Below are 16,458 nucleotides of genomic sequence, written 5' to 3' on the forward strand. Positions count from 1 at the left end.
CGTTCAGGCGCTGGCGCGTGTCGCCGGCACCATGCCCGACAGCGTCGGCATCGCCGCTCGCATCGCGGCGATGAAGGCGCGCAGCCGCGCCGGCTGCAGCCGCGCCGGCGGGTGCAGCAGGACCACCGGCAGCGGGGCCGCGCGCCAGTCGGGCGCCAGATGCACCAGCCGGCCGGCGGCCAGGTCTTCGGCCACCAGCCACGACGAGATGATCGCCGCGCCGGCGCCGCCGCGGGCCGCTTCGCGCAGCGCGTACAGGCTGTCGGTCGTCAGCCGCGGCTGGATCGCCAGGCGCCGCCATTCGCCGCTGCGGCGGTCCTGCAGTTCGATCTCGTCGCGGTAGAAGCTGCCGGCGGCCAGCCAGGGCAGGGCGGCCAGCGCCTCGGGTTCGGCCGGCGGCGGGCCGTCGCCCCAGAGGCCCGGCGCGGCGACGACTAGGCGCGGCACCTCGGCCAGCCGCACCGCCACCAGCCCCGGCTCGTCGACCGCGCCGACGCGGATCGCGCAGTCCACGCCCTGGCCGATGAAGTCGGGCAGGCGGTCGTGCAGCAGCCATTCGACCGAGACCTCGGGGTGGCGGCGCAGGAAATCCAGCAGCGGCACGACCAGCTGCTGCTGGCCGAAGGCGTGCGGCACGACGACACGCAGCCGGCCGCGCGGCAGCTCCTGCACGCCGCGCAGGTCGGCCTCGGCGGCGTCCCAGCGTTCGAGCAGCGAACGCGCGTGTTCGTAGCAGCGCTGGCCGTCTTCGGTCGGCGCCATCGAATGCGTCGAGCGCTGCAGCAGGGTCAGGCCCAGCGAACGTTCCAGCTGCTGCAGCCGGCGGCTGATCGTCGGCTGCGTGGTGCCCAGCGCGATGGCGGCCGCCGACAGGCTGCCGGCGTCGACGATGCGCACGAAGGTCTGCAGCAGTTCTAGGCGGTCGGTGCCGGCAAAGGCTTTGGTCATGCGCTGAGCGTATGACAGATGTGAATCCGGCGCTACTACAACGCCTGTCGATGCGCTGGAAGAATTTCAGACATCGAATCCCACGCTGGAGTCCACGATGTCCGCCCTTCCCGCTCCCGCTCCGCTGTCGCCGCTGCCCACCGCCTCGCGCCCCGCCTCGCCGCCGGTCGTGCTGATGGCCGCCGGCGCCGGTTTCGCCGTCGCCTCGATCTACTACGCCCAGCCGCTGCTGGCCGCGCTCGGTGCCGACCTCGGCGCCGGCGCCGCCGGCGTCGGCCTGGTGCCGACACTGACCCAGTTCGGCTACGCCGCCGGCCTGCTGCTGCTGGCGCCGCTGGGCGACCGCAGCGACCGGCGCACGCTGATCACCGCCAAGGCCGCACTGCTGACGCTGGCGCTGCTGGCCGCGGGCCTGGCGGCCGGGCTGCCGGCGCTGCTGGCGGCCAGCCTGGTCATCGGCCTGGCGGCGACGATGGCCCAGGACCTGGTGCCCGCCGCCGCCGCGCTGTCGGCGCCTGAACGGCGCGGCGCCACCGTCGGCAGCGTGATGACCGGCCTGCTGCTCGGCATCCTGCTGTCGCGTGTCGCCAGCGGCCTGCTGGCGGCGGCGTGGGGCTGGCGCAGCGTGTTCTTCGCCGCCGCCGCGGCGGTCGCGGTGATCGGCCTGGCGGTCTGGCGCGGCCTGCCGCACATCGCGCCGACGACGCGCCTGGGCTACGGCGCGCTGCTGGCGTCGATGGTCTCGCTGTGGCGGCGCCACGCGGCGCTGCGCCGCGCGGCGGCCGTGCAGGCGCTGCTGTCGGTGGCTTTCAGCGCCTTCTGGTCGACGCTGGCGCTGGCGCTGCAGGCCCGCCACGGCCTGGGCGCGGCGGCGGCCGGGGCCTTCGGCCTGGCCGGGGCCGCCGGGGCGCTGGCCGCGCCGCTGGCCGGCCGCCTGGCCGACCGCCGCGGGCCGGTCTTCGTCACCCGCCTGGCGGCGGCGCTGGCGGTGGTCTCGTTCGCCGTGCTCGCGGCCGAGCCGCTGCTGCCGACGGTGGCGGCGCTGGCGCTGATCGCAGTCGCCGCGGTCGGCTTCGACTTCGCGATCCAGGCTTCGCTGGTCTCGCACCAGACCCTGGTCTACGGCCTGGAGCCCGAGGCGCGCAGCCGGCTCAACGCGCTGCTGTTCACGACGATCTTCGTCGGCATGGCGGCCGGTTCGGCGCTCGGCGGCCTGGCGCTGACGCACGGCGGCTGGCTGGGCATGGTCGCGCTGGCGAGCGCCGCTTCGCTGGGTGCGCTGGTGCTGCGCCTGCGCCCGCTGCGCTGAGTCAGCGCAGCAGCCGCGCGCCGGCGCCCAGCGCCAGCGCCGCGGCGACCAGCGTCGCCATCGCCAGGTTCAGCGAGCTCGCATGGGCGATGGCGCCGACCAGCGGCGGCCCGGCGAGCAGGCCGACGTAACCCAGCGAGGACACCGCGGCGATGCCGTCGGCCGGCGTCACACCCGGCTGGCGGCCACCGGCGACGAACAGGATGGGCACGACGTTGGCGAGCCCGGCGCCGACCAGCGCCATCGACGCAATGCCGACCACCGGGTGGTGCAGCAGCAGCGCCGCGCTCATCGCCAGCGCCGCCAGCCCGGCGCTGGCGGCCAGCAGCGTGGCGGCGTGGAAGCGGCTGCGCAGCGCATCGCCGCCGAAACGCGAGGCCGCCATCGCCGCCGCGAAGGCCGCGTAACCCAGGCCGCCGACGGCCTGCGTCTGGCCCAGCGAATCGGTGAACCAGAGCACGCTCCAGTCGTAGATCACGCCTTCGGCCAGCAGGCCCAGCGCCGCCAGCGTGCCCAGCAGCAGCAGGCGCGGCGGCGGCAGCCGCCAGCGCCGCGGGCCGTCGGGCACCGGCGGGTGGTCGGGCAGCAGCGAACGCGCGGCGACCAGCGACAACGCCAGCACCACGATCGCCAGCGCACCGAGCTGCCAGGCGGCCGGCACGCCGGCGGCGAGCAGCGCCGAGCAGCCGCCGGCGCCGGTCATCGCGCCCAGGCTCCACATGCCGTGAAAGCCACTGACGACCTTGAAGCCGCTGCGTTCCTCCAGCAGCGTGCCTTCGGCGTTGATCGAGACGTCGTAGAACGCGCCGGCGGCACCGAACACGAGCATCGTCGCCACCAGCGCGGCGAAGCCGCCGTGCAGCAGCAGCGTGCCCAGCGCCGCGGCGATGACGACCGCGGCCACCGGCACGACACGCCGCGGGCCGTGCTCGCCGATGACGCGCCCGGCGACGAGCAGCGCGCCGACGGCACCGACCGCCGCCGCCAGCAGCGCCAGCGAGAGTTGCGCTTCGTCCAGCCCGTAGCGCGCCTTGGCGCTGGGCACGTGCGCGCCCCAGGCGCCGGTGACGGTGCCGAAGGCGAAGAAGAGGGAGCGGACGGCGAAACGCGCCGGGCGCAGCGCCCGGGCGGGAGCAGGGGACATCGGGATCATCGGCGGCAGGCACCGGATGATGCCCGCCCTTGTTTCAGCTCGCCCAGCGCAGCCGGCCGACGTCGAGGCCGTTCCAGTTGGCCAGCGGCTGGTCGGCGAAGGCGTGCACGAAGCCGCGTTCGGCCTCGTCCAGGCGCACGAAACGCTCGATCAGCGCCGCCATCACGACTTCGCAGGCGCGCGAGGCGCCGTCGTCCATCTTCACCGCGACGCCCAGCCCGGCCTTCGGGAACGCGGCGCAGAACACGCCTTCGGCGCCGACCTTGCAGAACACCCGTTCGCCCAGGCGCTCGATGATGCGGGTGTCGAAGCGCCCGCTGCCGCCGACCATGAAGGGCTCGGCGGTGACCGCGGCCATCAGCCGCTTCGCGGCGCGCGCGCGGCCTTCACGCAGGCCGATGCCGCTGCCGGCGCGTGCGAAGGCCAGCGCCAGGTGGCGCAGCGGGATCGCGTAGGTCGGGATCGAGCAGCCGTCGGTGCCGCGCGGCGTGTCGGCCAGGCGCCAGCCGGTCGCGGCTTCGATCGCGTCGCCGACTTCGCGCATCACCGGGTGCTCGGGTTTGACGTAGCCCGAGAGGAAGGCGCGTTTGTCGGCGTCGCCGGCGAGCAGGCAGCCCAGGCAGACGAAGCCGGCGTGTTTGCCCGAGCAGTTGTTGTGCAGCGCGCCCGGCGTCTGGCCGGCGGCGGCCATCTCGCGCTGCACGAGGTCGCGGTAGGGCCAGTGCGCGCCGCACTCCAGCGCTGTTTCGTCGACGCCGGCGGCGGCCAGCATCGAGGCCGCGACGGCGACGTGGCGCGGCTCGCCGTTGTGCGAGGCGCAGGCGATCGCCAGCTGTTCGTCGTTCAGGCCATAACGTTCGGCGGCGCCACTCTCGACCAGCGGCAGTGCCTGCAGCAGCTTGACCGCCGAACGCGGGAAGATCGGCCGGTCGATGTCGCCGGCCGAGGCGACGACGTCGCCGTCGGCGTCGACGACGGCCCAGGCGCCGCGGTGGGTGGATTCGACGGCGCCGCCACGCAGCGCCTCGACGAGGGTCGGATTGGCAGTCATGCGCCGACTGTAGCGGCGGCCCCGCGACAATCGCCGCGATGACCCCGACCGCTTCTTCGCTGCCGCTGCTCGGCGTGGACTTCAGCTGCGCGCCGTCGCGGCGCAAGCCGATCACCGTCGCACGCGGCACGCTGCACGGCGCCGTGCTGCGTCTCGAACGGGTGGACGAGCTGCCGACGCTCGCCGGCTTCGAGGCCGTGCTCGCCGAACATCCCTGGTTCGGCGGCTTCGACTTCCCGTTCGGCCTGCCGCGCGCCTTCGTCGAGGCGCAGGGCCTGGGCACGAGTGCTGCCGAAGTCGTCGCCGAACTGCGCCGGCGCTGCCCGGCGCGCATGGACTTCCGCGCGCTGGTCGACGCCTGGGGCAACGGCCGCCCGGCCGGCCAGCGCCTGGTGCACCGCCGCACCGACGTCTCGCTGCCCGGCACGACGAGTTCCAGCCCGCTGCAGACGCGCTACGTGCCGGTCGGCTTCATGTACTACGAAGGTTTTTCCCGCCTGGTCGCGGCCGGCGTGCAGGTGCCGGGGCTGGTGGCCGGCGACGCCGAGCGCCGCGCCGTCGAGGCCTATCCCGGCCTGCTGGCCGCCGAGATCCTGGGCCGGCGTTCGTACAAGAACAGCGAGGCCGCCGACCGCCTCATCGCACGCAAGGACCTCGTCGACGCGCTGGAGCAGGGCCGCACGCGGCTGGGGCTGCGGCTCAAGCTGACACACGCCCAGCGCGACGCGCTGGTCGCCGACGCCTCGGGCGACCGGCTCGACGCCGCGCTGTGCCTGCTGCAGGCCGGCTGGGCCAGCTTGCGCGACGGCGCCGGCATCCCGGCCGACGTCGACCCGGTCGAAGGCTGGATCGTCACCGCATGATCGAGGTGGCCGGCCTCGTGCACGCCGAATCCTGGTTCGGCGCACGCGGCTGGTTGCCGTTCGAGTTCCAGCGCGCCGTCTGGGCGGCGATGGCCGGCGGCGACAGCGGCCTGCTGCACGCCACCACCGGCAGCGGCAAGACCTACGCCGTCTGGTTCGGCGCGCTGGCGCGTGCGGCGCCGCGGCGCGGGCTGCAGGTGTTGTGGCTGACGCCGATGCGCGCGCTTGCCGCCGACACCACGCGCGCGCTGCAGGCCGCCGCGCCGCCGGGCTGGGACGTCGCCCAGCGCACCGGCGACACCGGCAGCGCCGAACGTGCGCGCCAGGACCGGCGCCTGCCCGAGACGCTGGTGACGACGCCCGAGTCGCTGTCGCTGCTGCTGACACGCGACTCGGCACGTGCCGAACTGGCCGGCGTGCAGACCGTCATCGTCGACGAATGGCACGAGCTGATCGGCAGCAAACGCGGCGTGCAGGTGCAGCTGGCGCTGGCGCGGCTCAAGCGCTGGAACCCGCAGCTCGCCGTCTGGGGGCTGTCGGCGACGATCGGCAACCTGGCCGAGGCGATGGCGACGCTGGTCGGCCACGAACACGGCCGGCTGGTGCAGGGCCGCATCGAGAAGCGCCTGGTCGTCGACACGCTGCTGCCGCACGAACCGGGGCGTTTCTCCTGGGGCGGCCACCTCGGCGCGCAGATGCTGCAGCCGGTGCTCGACGAGATCGAGTCCTCGTCGACCTCGCTGGTGTTCACCAACGTGCGCTCGCAGGCCGAGATCTGGTACCGGCTGATCCTCGACGCGCGGCCCGACTGGGCCGGCCTCGTGGCGCTGCACCACGGCTCGCTGGACCGCAGCGTGCGCGACTGGGTCGAGGCCGGGCTGAAGGACGGGCGGCTGAAGGCGGTGGTCGCGACGTCCAGCCTGGACCTGGGCGTCGACTTCCTGCCGGTCGAACGTGTGCTGCAGATCGGCAGCGCCAAAGGCGTCGCGCGCCTGCTGCAGCGCGCCGGCCGCAGCGGCCACGCACCCGGCCGCGCCAGCCGCGTGACCCTGGTGCCGACGAACACGCTGGAGTTGGTGGAGGCCGCGGCGGCGCGGCGTGCGGCGCTGGCCGGGCGCGTGGAGTCGCGGCGCACACCCGACAAGCCGCTGGACGTGCTGGTGCAGCACCTCGTGACGGTGGCGCTGGGCGGCGGGTTCGAGGCCGACGCGCTGTACGACGAAGTGCGCAGCGCGCCCGCCTACCGCGGGCTGAGCCGCACCGAGTTCGACTGGGCGCTGGCCTTCGTCGAACGCGGCGGCGACAGCCTCGGCGCCTACCCCGAGTACCACCGCGTGCAGTGTGTCGACGGCGTCTGGCGCGTCGTCGACCGCGGCATCGCACGCCGCCACCGGCTGCAGGTCGGCACCATCGTCGCCGACGCGACGATGCAGGTGAAATGGCTGTCGGGCGGCACGATCGGCAGCGTCGAGGAAGGGTTCATCGCGCGGCTCAAACCCGGCGACGTCTTCGTCTTCGCCGGCCGGCTGCTGGAGTACGTGCGCACCCAGGACCTGGCGGCCTACGTGCGCAAGGCGACGAAGCCCAAAGGCCTGGTGCCGGCCTGGAACGGCAGCCGCATGCCGCTGTCCTCGGAGCTGGCCGACGCGGTGCAGGCGCTGCTCGACGAGGTCGCGGCCGGCGTTTTCGCCGAACCCGAGCTCGAAGCCGCGCGGCCGATGCTGGAGGCCCAGAGGCGGCTGTCGCGGCTGCCGCAGCGTGGCCGGCTGTTGGTCGAGCGGCTGCGCACGCGTGAAGGCTGGCACCTCTTCCTGTACCCGTTCGCCGGCCGCAACGTGCACGTCGGCCTGGCCCAGCTGCTGGCCTGGCGGCTGGCGCAGGCGCGGCCCAACACCTTCTCGCTGTGTGTCAACGACTACGGCCTGGAGATCCTGGCCGCCGAGGCGCCGGATCTCGCGCTGCTGGAGGACAAACGCCTGTTCGCCACCGACACGCTGCTGGCCGACGTGCTGGCCAGCCTGAACTCGGGCGAACTGGCGCAGCGGCGTTTCCGCGAGATCGCGCGCATCGCCGGGCTGGTGTTCGGCGGCTACCCCGGCGCGCCGAAGAGCCTGCGCCAGCTGCAGGCGTCGAGTTCCCTGTTCTGGGGCGTGTTCCGGCGCTACGACGCCGGCAACCGCCTGCTGGCGCAGGCCGAACGCGAGGTGCTGGCGCAGGAGCTGGAAATCGGCCGCCTCGCCACCACCTTGCAGCAGATGGACACCCTGGACCTGGAGATCGTCGAGCTGAAGGCCGCGAGCCCGTTCGCGCTGCCGCTGCTCGTCGAACGGCTGCGCGAGCGCCTGTCGACCGAGCAGATGAAGGACCGGCTCGAACGCCTGCTGGCGTCGTCGAACGCGGCGCTCGACAAGCCGGCGCCCCAGCGCCGCCGCGCGGCGTCATGAAGCGCGTTCGCCGCCTCTTCGCCGCCGGCAACGCCGCGCGCCTGGGCACCTACCTGCTCGCGCTGTGGAAGCTGTTCAAGCACCGCGACACGCCGCGTGCGGTGCGCTGGATCGCCATCGCGGTGCTGGCCTACGCGCTGTCGCCGATCGACCTGATCCCGGACTTCATCCCGGTGCTGGGCCTGCTCGACGACCTGATCCTGGTGCCGCTGGGCATCGCGCTGGTCGTCAAGCTGACACCGCCCGAACTCTGGCAGGCGCGGCTGCGCGAAGCCGAGGCCGGGCGCGAGCAGCTGCCTCGGCTGGTCTGGGGCGCGGTGCTGGTCGTCGCACTCTGGCTTTTGTTGCTGGCGGGCTTTGTCGCGGGGATCATCGCGCTGGCGTTCTGACACTGTTCCCGCACGACATGAAGACACTCCCGGGCCTGGCGCTCGCACTGCTGGCCGGCGCCGCGTTCGCCGCGCCGCCCAAAACGCCGATCGAAGGCCGCGTCACCCAGGTCATTGACGGCAACACCGTCGTCGTCACGCCGGCCGACGGCGCCCCGGTGCGTGTGCGCCTGGCCGGCGCCGATGCGCCGCTGGCCTGCCAGGACTGGGGGCCCGAGTCGCGCCGTGAACTCGCCGAACGGGCCCAGGGCCATCTCGTCACCGTCACCCGGCCGGTGAGCGGCCGCGACGGTGTCGTCACCGGCTCGGTGCTGCTCGACGGCCAGGATCTGGCGCGGCACATGGTGTCCGAGGGCCACGCCTGGAGCTCGCGTGTGAAGTGGGACCGCGGCCCCTTCGTCAAGGAGGAGCGTGTCGCGCACGCGCTGCAGCGCGGGTTGCACGCGGCGCGTGGCGCGCTGCGGCCGGCCGACTTCCGCCGCCAGCACGGCCCCTGCTGATCAGCGCTTGCGTTCGCGCGCCGCGGCCAGGAAGTCGGCCAGCAGCCGCGAGTCGTCGAAGGTCGCCGGGTCGCCCGGCACGTGGAACTCGGGGTGCCACTGCACCGCGGAGATCCAGGCCGGGCCCTCGTGGCGCACGGCCTCGATGGTGCCGTCGTCCGGGCATCGCGCCTCGACGGCGAAGCCCGGCGCCAGGCGCTCCACCGCCTGGTGGTGGATGCTGTTGACGGTGGCGCGCGCCAGCCCGCCGTAGAGCTGCGCCAGGCGTGTGCCGGGCACGATCTCGACGTCGTGGAAATGGCGCTCGTAGTTCGAGCTGTCGCGGTGCGCACGCGCCGCCGGCCGCTGCGTCGGGATGTCCTGCACCAGCGTGCCGCCGTACATCACGTTGAGCAGCTGCATCCCGCGGCAGATGCCGAACACCGGCTTGCCGGCGGTGACGAAGGCGTCGACGAGCTCGATCTCGTAGAGGTCGCGCACGCGGTCGCCGTGCCAGTCGGGGTGCAGCGGCGTCTGGCCGTAGGTCTCGGGCGCGACGTCGTTGCCGCCCTGCAGCACCAGGCCGTCGAGCGCGTCGGCGTAGTGGCGCAGGTTCAGGTCGCCGCGCGTGACGACGCTGTCGGCGGTGACCGCCGGCACCATCAGCGCCACCGCGCCGCCGCGCAGCACCCAGTGCGCGACCGACTGCTCCAGGTAGTGCAGCGTGCGCGTCCAGACACCGTCGAGGTGGATGCCCGGCGTGCCGGGCGTGTAGATGCGAGCCGAGAAGCCGATCAGCAGCGGGGACTGCGGCGGGGATGCTCCTGCCATGGTGCCCATGCTATGCAAGAACGGTTCCCCCCGGGTGCCGCGGGGCGCTGATACGCTCGGCGGATGACGTTGCAAAGGAGTGCACGCGCGCCGTGGGCGCGCTGGCTGGGGCCGTGGGTCGAGGACGTGAACCGCACGAGCCTGCGCGCCGATGCCGCCGCCGGGCTGCTGGGCGCGGTGCTGGCGCTGCCGCAGGCCATCGCCTTCGCGGCGCTGGCCGGGCTGCCGCCGACCTGGGGCCTGTACACCGCGATCGTGCCCTGCATCGTCGCCGCGCTGGCCGGCTCCAGCCGGCTGGTGGCCACCGGGCCGACGAACGCCGTGTCGCTGGCGCTGGCGGCGATGCTCGCGCCGCTGGCGTTGCCGGGCAGCCCCGAGTACCTGCGGCTGGCGCTGGTCGCGACGCTGGGGGTCGGGTTGATGCAGACCGCGATCGCGCTGCTGCGGCTGGGCTCGCTGGCGCACTTCATCTCGCCGTCGGTGCTGCTGGGCTTCACCAGCGGCGCGGCGCTGCTGATCGCCTGGCACGCGCTGGAGTCGGTCGTCGGCGACCTGCCCGGCATCGTGCTCGCCTGCGGCACGCTGGTCGTCGCCTGGGCGCTGCGCCAGGTCTGGCGGCGCGGGCCCTTCCTGCTGGCGACGCTGGCGCTGGCCGCGCTGGCGGCCTGGCTGGCGATGCGTGAAGGCGTGGCGCTGGACTTCGTCGGCGAGCAGCGCATCGACCATCTCTCGTGGGGCCCGCCGCCGCTGGCCTGGGCCGACCTGCCGCGGCTGGCCGGCGTCTCGCTGGCGCTGACCGTCGTCGCGACCGGCCAGAGCATCGCCATCGCCAAGGCGCTGGCCGCGCGCACCGACCAGCCGCTGGACGTCAACCGCGAGTGCCTCGGCCAGGGTCTGGCCAACCTGGCCGGCGCCTGCAGCTCGGGTTTCGTCGCCAGCGGTTCGCTGAACCGTTCGATGCCCAACCTGGAAGCCGGCGCGCGCACGCCGCTGGCGGCGGTGTTCTCGGGCCTGTTCGTGCTGCTGCTGGCGCTGCTGGCGGCGCCGGCCATCGCCTGGATCCCGACGGCGGCCATCGCCGGCCTGCTGCTGTGGGTGGCGGCGACGCTGATCGACCGCGAGCAGTGGCGCGAGCGCCTGCAACAGGACCGCGCCGAAGCCGCGGTGGCGGCGGCGACCCTGGCCGCGACGCTGGCCTTGCCGCTGGAGCAGGCCATCGTCGGCGGCGTCGGGCTGTCGCTGGTGGTCTACCTCTACCGCACCTCGCGCCCGGCGCTGCGCACGATGGGCTTCGACCGGCCGCCGCCCGACCGCGCGATGGTCGTCGTCGACGACGCGCCCGGCGCCGAGTGCCCGCAGCTGAAGATGCTGCGCATGGAAGGTTCGGTCTGGTTCGGCGCCGTGGCCCACGTCGGCGAGCGGCTGCAGGCGCTGCGCGCCGCGCCCGGCGCCCCGAAGCACCTGCTGGTGATGGCCAAGAGCATGAACTTCATCGACCACGCCGGCGCCGCGCTCTGGGAGCAGGAGCACACGCGGCGGCTGGCGCTCGGCGGCGACCTGTACTTCCACCGCCCGCGCCCCGAGGTGCTGCAGACCTGGCAGCAGCGCCGGTTCCTGGACCGCCTGGGCGAGGACCATGTCTTCGCCGACAAACACAGCGCGCTGGCCACCATCGTGCCGCGCCTGGACCCGGCGGTGTGCGCCGGCTGCCGCGTGCGGCTGTACGCGGAGTGCGCGAGCCGGCCGGGGCCGCCCCCGGCTGGCGCCTAGCCTCGCAGCCTGGCCGGCGACATCGCGCCCGGCTCGACGCCTTCGCGCGCCAGCGCCTCGGGCAGCGGCGCCTCGAGGATCAGCGACTCGGCCAGCAGCGCCGCGCCCGGGGCGCTCTGCACGCCGTAGCCGCCTTGGCCGGCGAGCCAGAAGAAGCCGTCGGCGGTCTCGTCGAAGCCGATGACCAGCTCGCCGTCGGGCGCGAAGGTGCGCAGGCCGGCCCAGGTGTGCCGCGGCCGGCGGATGGTCATCGTCGTGCGCTCCTCGATCGCGGCGATGCCGGTCGCCACGTCGAGCTCCTCGGCGACGACGTCGTGCGCCGGCACCGGGTCGGCGTTGCACGGCGAGCCCAGCAGCTGGCCGGCGTCGGGCTTGATGTAGAAGCTCTCGTCGGCGGCGGCCACCAGCGGCCAGCCGCGGTGCTCGACGCCGGCCGGCGCATCGAAGGTGAAGGCGCTGCGGCGCTTGGGCTGCAGGCCCAGCGGCGCGATGCCGGCGCGCTCGGCGACCCGGTCGGCCCAGGCGCCGGCCGCGTTCACGAGCACCCGGGTGTTCGCCGTGCGGCCGTCGGCCAGCGTGAGCTGCCAGGTGTCGGCCTCGCGGCGCGCCGACGCCAGCTCGGCGCCCGTCCACAGCGCGGCGCCTTGAGCGCGCGCCACCGCCAGCCAGCCCTGCAGCGCGGCGTGCACGTCGATGTCCATCGCGTCGGGTTCGGCCACCGAGCCGATCAGGCCCTCGGCGCGCAGCACCGGCACACGGGCCAGCGTCTGCGCGGCGTCCAGGCGTTCGGTCCCCGGGCCGGCCAGCGCGTCGAGCAGCGCCTGCTGGCCCTGCCAGGCGACGTAGAGCACGCCGCGCGGCGACAGGATCGGCACGATCGACGGCGCGGCGTAGCTGGCGCGGCTGGCGCGGGTCAGCGCACGCGCCTGCGGCGGGCCGTAGCTCTCCATGAACATCGCCGCGCTGCGGCCGCTGGACTGCGTGCCGGGCTGGCTCTCGCGTTCGAGCAGCAGCACGCGGCCGTGGCCGGCCAGGCGTGCGGCAAGCGAGACGCCGGCGATGCCGGCGCCGACGATGGCGACGTCGAAGGCGGTGTCGGATGTCATGGCGATCAGCGCGGTGCGCGCATCAGCGTGCTCTTGCCGAACAGGCTCTCGATCAGGTCGACGGCGAGCACGGCGGTCTTGTTGCGCACGTCCAGCGCCGGGTTCAGCTCCATCACGTCGAGGCTGGCCAGGCGGCCGGTGTCGGCGATCATCTCCATGCAGAGCTGGGCTTCGCGGTAGGTCGGGCCGCCCGGGATCGTGGTGCCGACGCCGGGCGCGATCTCGGGGTCGAGGAAGTCGACGTCGAAGCTGACGTGCAGATGGGTGTTGGCGTCCAGCGTCGCCAGCGCCAGCTCCATCGTGTGGCGCATGCCCATCTCGTCGATGTAGCGCATGTCGAAGACCTCGAGCCCGACCTCGTGCACGAAACGTTTTTCGCCCGGGTCGACGCTGCGGATGCCGATCTGGCGCACCCATTTCGGGTTCAGCGCCGGCACCTGGCCGCCGATCTCGACGAGATCCTTCGGGCCGTGGCCGCAGAGGCAGGCCACCGGCATGCCGTGGATGTTGCCGCTGGGTGTCAGCAGGCTGGTGTTGAAGTCGGCGTGGGCGTCGAGCCAGAGCACGCGCAGGCGTTTGCCGGCTTCGCGGCAGTGGCGCGCGACGGCGCTGATCGAGCCGATCGCCAGGCAGTGGTCGCCGCCGAGCAGGATCGGCATGCGGCCGTCGGCCAGCTCGGCGTGCACCGCGTCGTGCACGGCCCGGTTCCAGGCGACGACCTGCTCCAGGTGGCGGTAGCCCTCGACCGGCGGCAGCCACGGGTTGGACGGGCCGCCGAGGTTGCCGCGGTCCAGCACCTCGACCTCGTGCGACTCCAGCGTCGTCTGCAGGCCGGCGACACGCATCGCCTCGGGGCCCATGCTGGCGCCGCGTGCGCCGGCGCCGATGTCGGTGGGCGCGCCGATCAGGCTGACGCGGCGGACGGGGTCAGACATCGCGGGTCTCCTCGTTCGGGAGGGTGTCGAAGCCGTAGAACGAAGCCAGGTGGTCCCAGGCCTCCTCGGCGGTCTCGACGAAGCGGAACAGGTTCAGGTCGCCGGCACCGATCATGCCGGTCTCGACCAGGTGCTCGAAGTTGATCAGCTTCTCCCAGAACGCGCGCCCGAACAGCAGGATCGGCCGCGGCCGGCTCTTGCCGGTCTGGATCAGCGTCATCGTCTCGAAGAGTTCGTCCAGCGTGCCGAAGCCGCCGGGGAAACACACCAGCGCCTTGCTGCGCATCACGAAGTGCATCTTGCGCAGCGCGAAGTAGTGGAACTGGAAACACAGCTCCGGCGTGATGTACGGGTTGGGCGCCTGCTCGTGCGGCAGCACGATGTTCAGGCCCAGACTCTTGCCGCCGACCTCGAAGGCGCCGCGGTTGCCCGCCTCCATGATGCCGGGGCCGCCGCCGGTGACGACGTAGATCGGCGCGGCCAGCTTCGCCGAACGTTCGGTGACGATGGCCGCGAAACGCCGCGCCTGCTCGTAGTAGGCGCTCATCGCCAGCGCCGCCTCGGCGCGGGCGACGGCCGTGGTGTCGCCGGTCGCACGCGCGGCGTCCAGGCGCTGGCGGGCGACGTCCTCGGGCAGGATGCGGGCGCTGCCGAAGATGACGATCGTCGACTCGATGCCCTGTTCCTGCTGCACCAGCTCGGGCTTGAGCAGCTCCAGCTGCATGCGCACCGGGCGCAGCTCCTCGCGCAGCAGGAAGTTGGTGTCGGTGAAGGCCAGTCGATAGGCGCTCTCGGGGCCGGCGTAGCGCTGGCCCTCCATCGTGCGCGCGTCCTCCTCGGCGGTCGGGAAGTTGCGGGTCGAGAGGATCGGGTGGCGGGGATCGTTCATGGTGGCGAGCTTAAACGGCAGACGGGGCAGGCTTCGGCGCGCGCGACGCGGATCTCGTCGAAGCGCATGCCCATCGCGTCGACCAGCAGCAGCCGCCCGGCGAGCGGCTCGCCGATGCCGGCGAGCAACTTCAGTGCCTCGGCGGCCTGGGCGCTGCCGACCAGGCCGACCAGCGGCGCGAACACGCCCATCGTCGCGCAGGCCGCGTCCTCGTGGCCGGCATCGGGCGGGAACAGGCAGGCGTAACACGGGGCGTCGTCGCGGCGGGGGTCGAACACCGAGACCTGGCCGTCGAAGCCGATCGCCGCACCCGAGACCAGCGGCCGGCGGTGCTGCACGCAGGCGGCGTTGACGGCGTGGCGGGTGCGGAAGTTGTCGCTGCAGTCGAGCACGACGTCGGCCTGCGGCACCAGTTCGTCGAGCAGCGCGGCGTCGGCGCGCTGCACACGCACGTCCAGCTGCACGTCGGGGTTCAGCGCCGCGATGCCGGCGGCCAGCGACGCGGCCTTCGGCGTGCCGATGCGGTCGAGCCGGTGGGCGATCTGGCGCTGCAGGTTGGTGGCGTCGACCGTGTCGTCGTCGACGACGGTGATGCGGCCGACGCCGGCGCTGCCCAGGTACAGCCCGACCGGCGAACCCAGGCCGCCGGCGCCGATGACGAGGGCGTGCGCGGCCAGCAGCCGCTGCTGGCCCTCGATGCCCAGCGCGTCGAGCAGGATGTGGCGCGAGTAGCGCAGCAGCTGCTCGTCGTTCACGTGATCGTCCTGGCGGCGCGCGTGCCGGCGGGCACGCGCGTCAGGCTCACTGCTTGTCGTCGGCCGCCTCGGCCTGGCGCTCGACAGCGGTCTTGCTGACGATCACCGGCTTGCCGCGCAGCTGGTTGAAGGCCTGCACCAGCGGGAAGTCCTCGGCGCTGCCGAACTCGGGCAGCGGCTTGGGCGTCTCCTTGTTCTTGGCGAACTGCTCCTCGAGCTTCTGGCGCGCTTCCTCGCGCGCCTTCTCGCGTGCGTCGTCCTTCTTCTCGTCGGCACCTTGCAGGTGCTTCTCGAGGTCGGCCTCGCGCATGCGCAGCGCGGCGAAGACGTTGCCTTCGGCGGTCTCGTCGAGCCAGATGTCGGGCACGATGCCCTTGGCCTGGATCGAGCGGCCCGACGGCGTGTAGTAGCGCGCCGTCGTGATCTTCAGCGCGGTGTCGGCCGACAGCGGGCGCACGGTCTGCACCGAGCCCTTGCCGAAGGTCTGCGCGCCCATCACGGTGGCGCGCTTGTGGTCCTGCAGCGCGCCGGCGACGATCTCGCTGGCCGAGGCCGAGCCTTCGTTGACCAGCACCACCAGCGGCACCGTCTTCAGCGCCGCCGGCAGCTTGCGCAGCGGGTCGGCGCCGGCGCGGCGCAGGTAGTACTCGGGCGCGGCCTTGAAGGTCGCCTTGGAGTCGGCGATCTGGCCGTTGGTCGAGACGACGACGACGTCCGGCGGCAGGAAGGCCGAGGCGATCGCCACCGCACCGTCGAGCAGGCCGCCCGGGTCGTTGCGCAGGTCGAGCACGATGCCCTTGATGTTCGGGTCCTGCTTGTACAGCTCCTCGACCTTGCGCGCGAAGTCGTCGACGGTGCGGTCCTGGAACTGGCTGACACGGACCCAGGCGTAACCCGGCTCGAACATCTTCGCGCGCACGCTCTGCACGCGGATCTCCTCGCGCGTGATCGTCACCGGGAAGCTGCGGTTCTCGCTCTTGCGCAGCACCGTCAGGCTGACCTTGGTGTTGGGTTCGCCGCGCATGCGCTTGACGGCCTGGTCGACCGTCAGGCCCTTGACCGCGGTGTCGTCGATGCGCGTGATCAGGTCACCCGGCTTCAGCCCGGCACGGAAGGCCGGCGAGCCCTCGATCGGCGAGACGACCTTCACGAGGCCGTCTTCCATGCCCATCTCGATGCCGATGCCGACGAACTTGCCGCCGGTGCTCTCGCGGAATTCCTTGAAGCTCTTCTTGTCGAAGTACTGCGAATGCGGGTCCAGCCCGGCGACCATGCCGCCGATGGCGTCGGAGATCAGCTTCTTCTCGTCGACCGGCTCGACGTAGTCGCTCTTGATCATGCCGAACACCGCGGCGAGCTGCTGCAGCTCTTCCAGCGGCAGCGGCGCGAGCGTCTCGCGCGCGTTGGCCTGCAGCTGCAGCGTCGTCATCGCGCCCGCGAGGGCCCCCACCGCCAGCAGCCCGGCAACTCTCAGTTTTGCACCCATGACGTCCTGCTCCGAAGCCGACTTTCTACTGCGGCGCAGTATAGGGTGCG

Annotated in this window: 14 protein-coding genes and 1 pseudogene; 6 read left to right on the top strand and 9 right to left on the bottom strand. The window is 73.3% G+C overall.

Features of this window, described 5'->3' with window-relative positions; all coding sequences use genetic code 11:
• Positions 1 to 3: 3 nt before the first annotated feature.
• Complete coding sequence (locus G5B56_RS17300) at positions 4 to 948, bottom strand: LysR family transcriptional regulator (RefSeq protein ID WP_164964025.1); 945 nt, start codon at positions 946 to 948, stop codon at positions 4 to 6.
• 97 nt (positions 949 to 1,045) lie between these two features.
• Here G5B56_RS17300 and G5B56_RS17305 point away from each other — a divergent pair, with 97 nt between their 5' ends.
• Positions 1,046 to 2,257 carry an MFS transporter gene (locus tag G5B56_RS17305; protein ID WP_164964026.1) on the top strand — a complete coding sequence of 404 codons (1,212 nt, stop codon included), beginning with the start codon at positions 1,046 to 1,048 and terminating at the stop codon, positions 2,255 to 2,257.
• A 1-nt stretch (position 2,258) separates the two neighbouring features.
• Here the strand turns inward: G5B56_RS17305 and G5B56_RS17310 are convergent, their stop codons facing one another.
• Together G5B56_RS17310 and G5B56_RS17315 are read right to left on the bottom strand one after the other, a co-directional pair.
• Positions 2,259 to 3,401 carry an MFS transporter gene (locus G5B56_RS17310; protein ID WP_240920835.1) on the bottom strand — a complete coding sequence of 381 codons (1,143 nt, stop codon included), beginning with the start codon at positions 3,399 to 3,401 and terminating at the stop codon, positions 2,259 to 2,261.
• 43 nt (positions 3,402 to 3,444) lie between these two features.
• Positions 3,445 to 4,461 (bottom strand): asparaginase, encoded by a 1,017-nt coding sequence (locus G5B56_RS17315; protein ID WP_164964028.1) that lies wholly within the window; start codon positions 4,459 to 4,461, stop codon positions 3,445 to 3,447.
• 38 nt (positions 4,462 to 4,499) lie between these two features.
• On the opposite strand from G5B56_RS17315, the gene G5B56_RS17320 reads away from it, so the two are divergent.
• The 4 genes and pseudogenes from G5B56_RS17320 (at position 4,500) to G5B56_RS17335 (ending at position 8,657) form a co-directional block, all read left to right on the top strand.
• Entirely contained in the window at positions 4,500 to 5,324 is an 825-nt protein-coding gene (locus G5B56_RS17320; protein WP_164964029.1) for a DUF429 domain-containing protein, read from the top strand.
• Positions 5,321 to 7,768 (top strand): ligase-associated DNA damage response DEXH box helicase, encoded by a 2,448-nt coding sequence (locus G5B56_RS17325; protein WP_164964030.1) that lies wholly within the window; start codon positions 5,321 to 5,323, stop codon positions 7,766 to 7,768. Before G5B56_RS17320 ends, G5B56_RS17325 begins: the two co-directional genes overlap by 4 nt.
• Before the next feature lie 122 nt (positions 7,769 to 7,890).
• Positions 7,891 to 7,996, top strand: a pseudogene (locus tag G5B56_RS20155) (YkvA family protein); the annotation flags it as partial.
• Between the two features lie 178 nt (positions 7,997 to 8,174).
• Positions 8,175 to 8,657: a thermonuclease family protein gene (locus G5B56_RS17335; RefSeq protein ID WP_009858238.1), complete on the top strand. Its 483-nt coding sequence runs from the start codon at positions 8,175 to 8,177 to the stop codon at positions 8,655 to 8,657.
• Here G5B56_RS17335 and G5B56_RS17340 read toward each other — a convergent pair whose 3' ends face one another.
• On the bottom strand, positions 8,658 to 9,467 hold the full coding sequence (locus G5B56_RS17340) for a gamma-glutamyl-gamma-aminobutyrate hydrolase family protein (RefSeq protein WP_029718689.1): 810 nt from the start codon (positions 9,465 to 9,467) through the stop codon (positions 8,658 to 8,660).
• A 63-nt stretch (positions 9,468 to 9,530) separates the two neighbouring features.
• On the opposite strand from G5B56_RS17340, the gene G5B56_RS17345 reads away from it, so the two are divergent.
• Complete coding sequence (locus G5B56_RS17345) at positions 9,531 to 11,237, top strand: SulP family inorganic anion transporter (RefSeq protein ID WP_164964031.1); 1,707 nt, start codon at positions 9,531 to 9,533, stop codon at positions 11,235 to 11,237.
• Here the strand turns inward: G5B56_RS17345 and G5B56_RS17350 are convergent.
• Genes G5B56_RS17350 through G5B56_RS17370 form a run of 5 tightly spaced genes read right to left on the bottom strand, consistent with a single transcriptional unit; the run spans position 11,234 to position 16,408 of the window.
• A complete protein-coding gene (locus G5B56_RS17350) occupies positions 11,234 to 12,343 on the bottom strand; it encodes an FAD-binding oxidoreductase (protein WP_009858241.1) in 1,110 nt (369 codons plus the stop codon). The two genes, G5B56_RS17345 and G5B56_RS17350, sit on opposite strands and share 4 nt — an antisense overlap.
• Positions 12,344 to 12,348: 5 nt before the next feature.
• On the bottom strand, positions 12,349 to 13,278 hold the full coding sequence (gene rocF / locus G5B56_RS17355; RefSeq protein WP_164964032.1) for an arginase: 930 nt from the start codon (positions 13,276 to 13,278) through the stop codon (positions 12,349 to 12,351).
• A complete protein-coding gene (locus G5B56_RS17360) occupies positions 13,271 to 14,167 on the bottom strand; it encodes a TIGR00730 family Rossman fold protein (protein ID WP_164964033.1) in 897 nt (298 codons plus the stop codon). Before G5B56_RS17360 ends, rocF begins: the two co-directional genes overlap by 8 nt.
• Positions 14,164 to 14,922, bottom strand: coding sequence for a molybdopterin-synthase adenylyltransferase MoeB (locus G5B56_RS17365; protein WP_009858244.1), 759 nt, complete (start codon positions 14,920 to 14,922; stop codon positions 14,164 to 14,166). Before G5B56_RS17365 ends, G5B56_RS17360 begins: the two co-directional genes overlap by 4 nt.
• Positions 14,923 to 14,968: 46 nt before the next feature.
• On the bottom strand, positions 14,969 to 16,408 hold the full coding sequence (locus G5B56_RS17370; protein WP_009858245.1) for a S41 family peptidase: 1,440 nt from the start codon (positions 16,406 to 16,408) through the stop codon (positions 14,969 to 14,971).
• Between the last annotated feature and the right edge of the window lie 50 nt (positions 16,409 to 16,458).

Source organism: Rubrivivax sp. JA1026 (genome assembly GCF_011065555.1).
Lineage (GTDB): Bacteria > Pseudomonadota > Gammaproteobacteria > Burkholderiales > Burkholderiaceae_C > Rubrivivax > Rubrivivax benzoatilyticus.

What these genes read in the sequence shown, in the direction of transcription:
- G5B56_RS17315 (WP_164964028.1), bottom strand. Translation starts at nt 4,461, where the DNA reads ATGACTGCCAATCCGACCCTCGTCGAGGCGCTGCGTGGCGGCGCCGTC.
- G5B56_RS17370 (WP_009858245.1), bottom strand. Translation starts at nt 16,408, where the DNA reads ATGGGTGCAAAACTGAGAGTTGCCGGGCTGCTGGCGGTGGGGGCCCTC.
- G5B56_RS17340 (WP_029718689.1), bottom strand. Translation starts at nt 9,467, where the DNA reads ATGGCAGGAGCATCCCCGCCGCAGTCCCCGCTGCTGATCGGCTTCTCG.
- G5B56_RS17305 (WP_164964026.1), top strand. Translation starts at nt 1,046, where the DNA reads ATGTCCGCCCTTCCCGCTCCCGCTCCGCTGTCGCCGCTGCCCACCGCC.
- G5B56_RS17350 (WP_009858241.1), bottom strand. Translation starts at nt 12,343, where the DNA reads ATGACATCCGACACCGCCTTCGACGTCGCCATCGTCGGCGCCGGCATC.
- G5B56_RS17320 (WP_164964029.1), top strand. Translation starts at nt 4,500, where the DNA reads ATGACCCCGACCGCTTCTTCGCTGCCGCTGCTCGGCGTGGACTTCAGC.
- G5B56_RS17360 (WP_164964033.1), bottom strand. Translation starts at nt 14,167, where the DNA reads ATGAACGATCCCCGCCACCCGATCCTCTCGACCCGCAACTTCCCGACC.
- G5B56_RS17300 (WP_164964025.1), bottom strand. Translation starts at nt 948, where the DNA reads ATGACCAAAGCCTTTGCCGGCACCGACCGCCTAGAACTGCTGCAGACC.
- G5B56_RS17310 (WP_240920835.1), bottom strand. Translation starts at nt 3,401, where the DNA reads ATGTCCCCTGCTCCCGCCCGGGCGCTGCGCCCGGCGCGTTTCGCCGTC.
- G5B56_RS17335 (WP_009858238.1), top strand. Translation starts at nt 8,175, where the DNA reads ATGAAGACACTCCCGGGCCTGGCGCTCGCACTGCTGGCCGGCGCCGCG.
- G5B56_RS17325 (WP_164964030.1), top strand. Translation starts at nt 5,321, where the DNA reads ATGATCGAGGTGGCCGGCCTCGTGCACGCCGAATCCTGGTTCGGCGCA.
- rocF (WP_164964032.1), bottom strand. Translation starts at nt 13,278, where the DNA reads ATGTCTGACCCCGTCCGCCGCGTCAGCCTGATCGGCGCGCCCACCGAC.
- G5B56_RS17345 (WP_164964031.1), top strand. Translation starts at nt 9,531, where the DNA reads ATGACGTTGCAAAGGAGTGCACGCGCGCCGTGGGCGCGCTGGCTGGGG.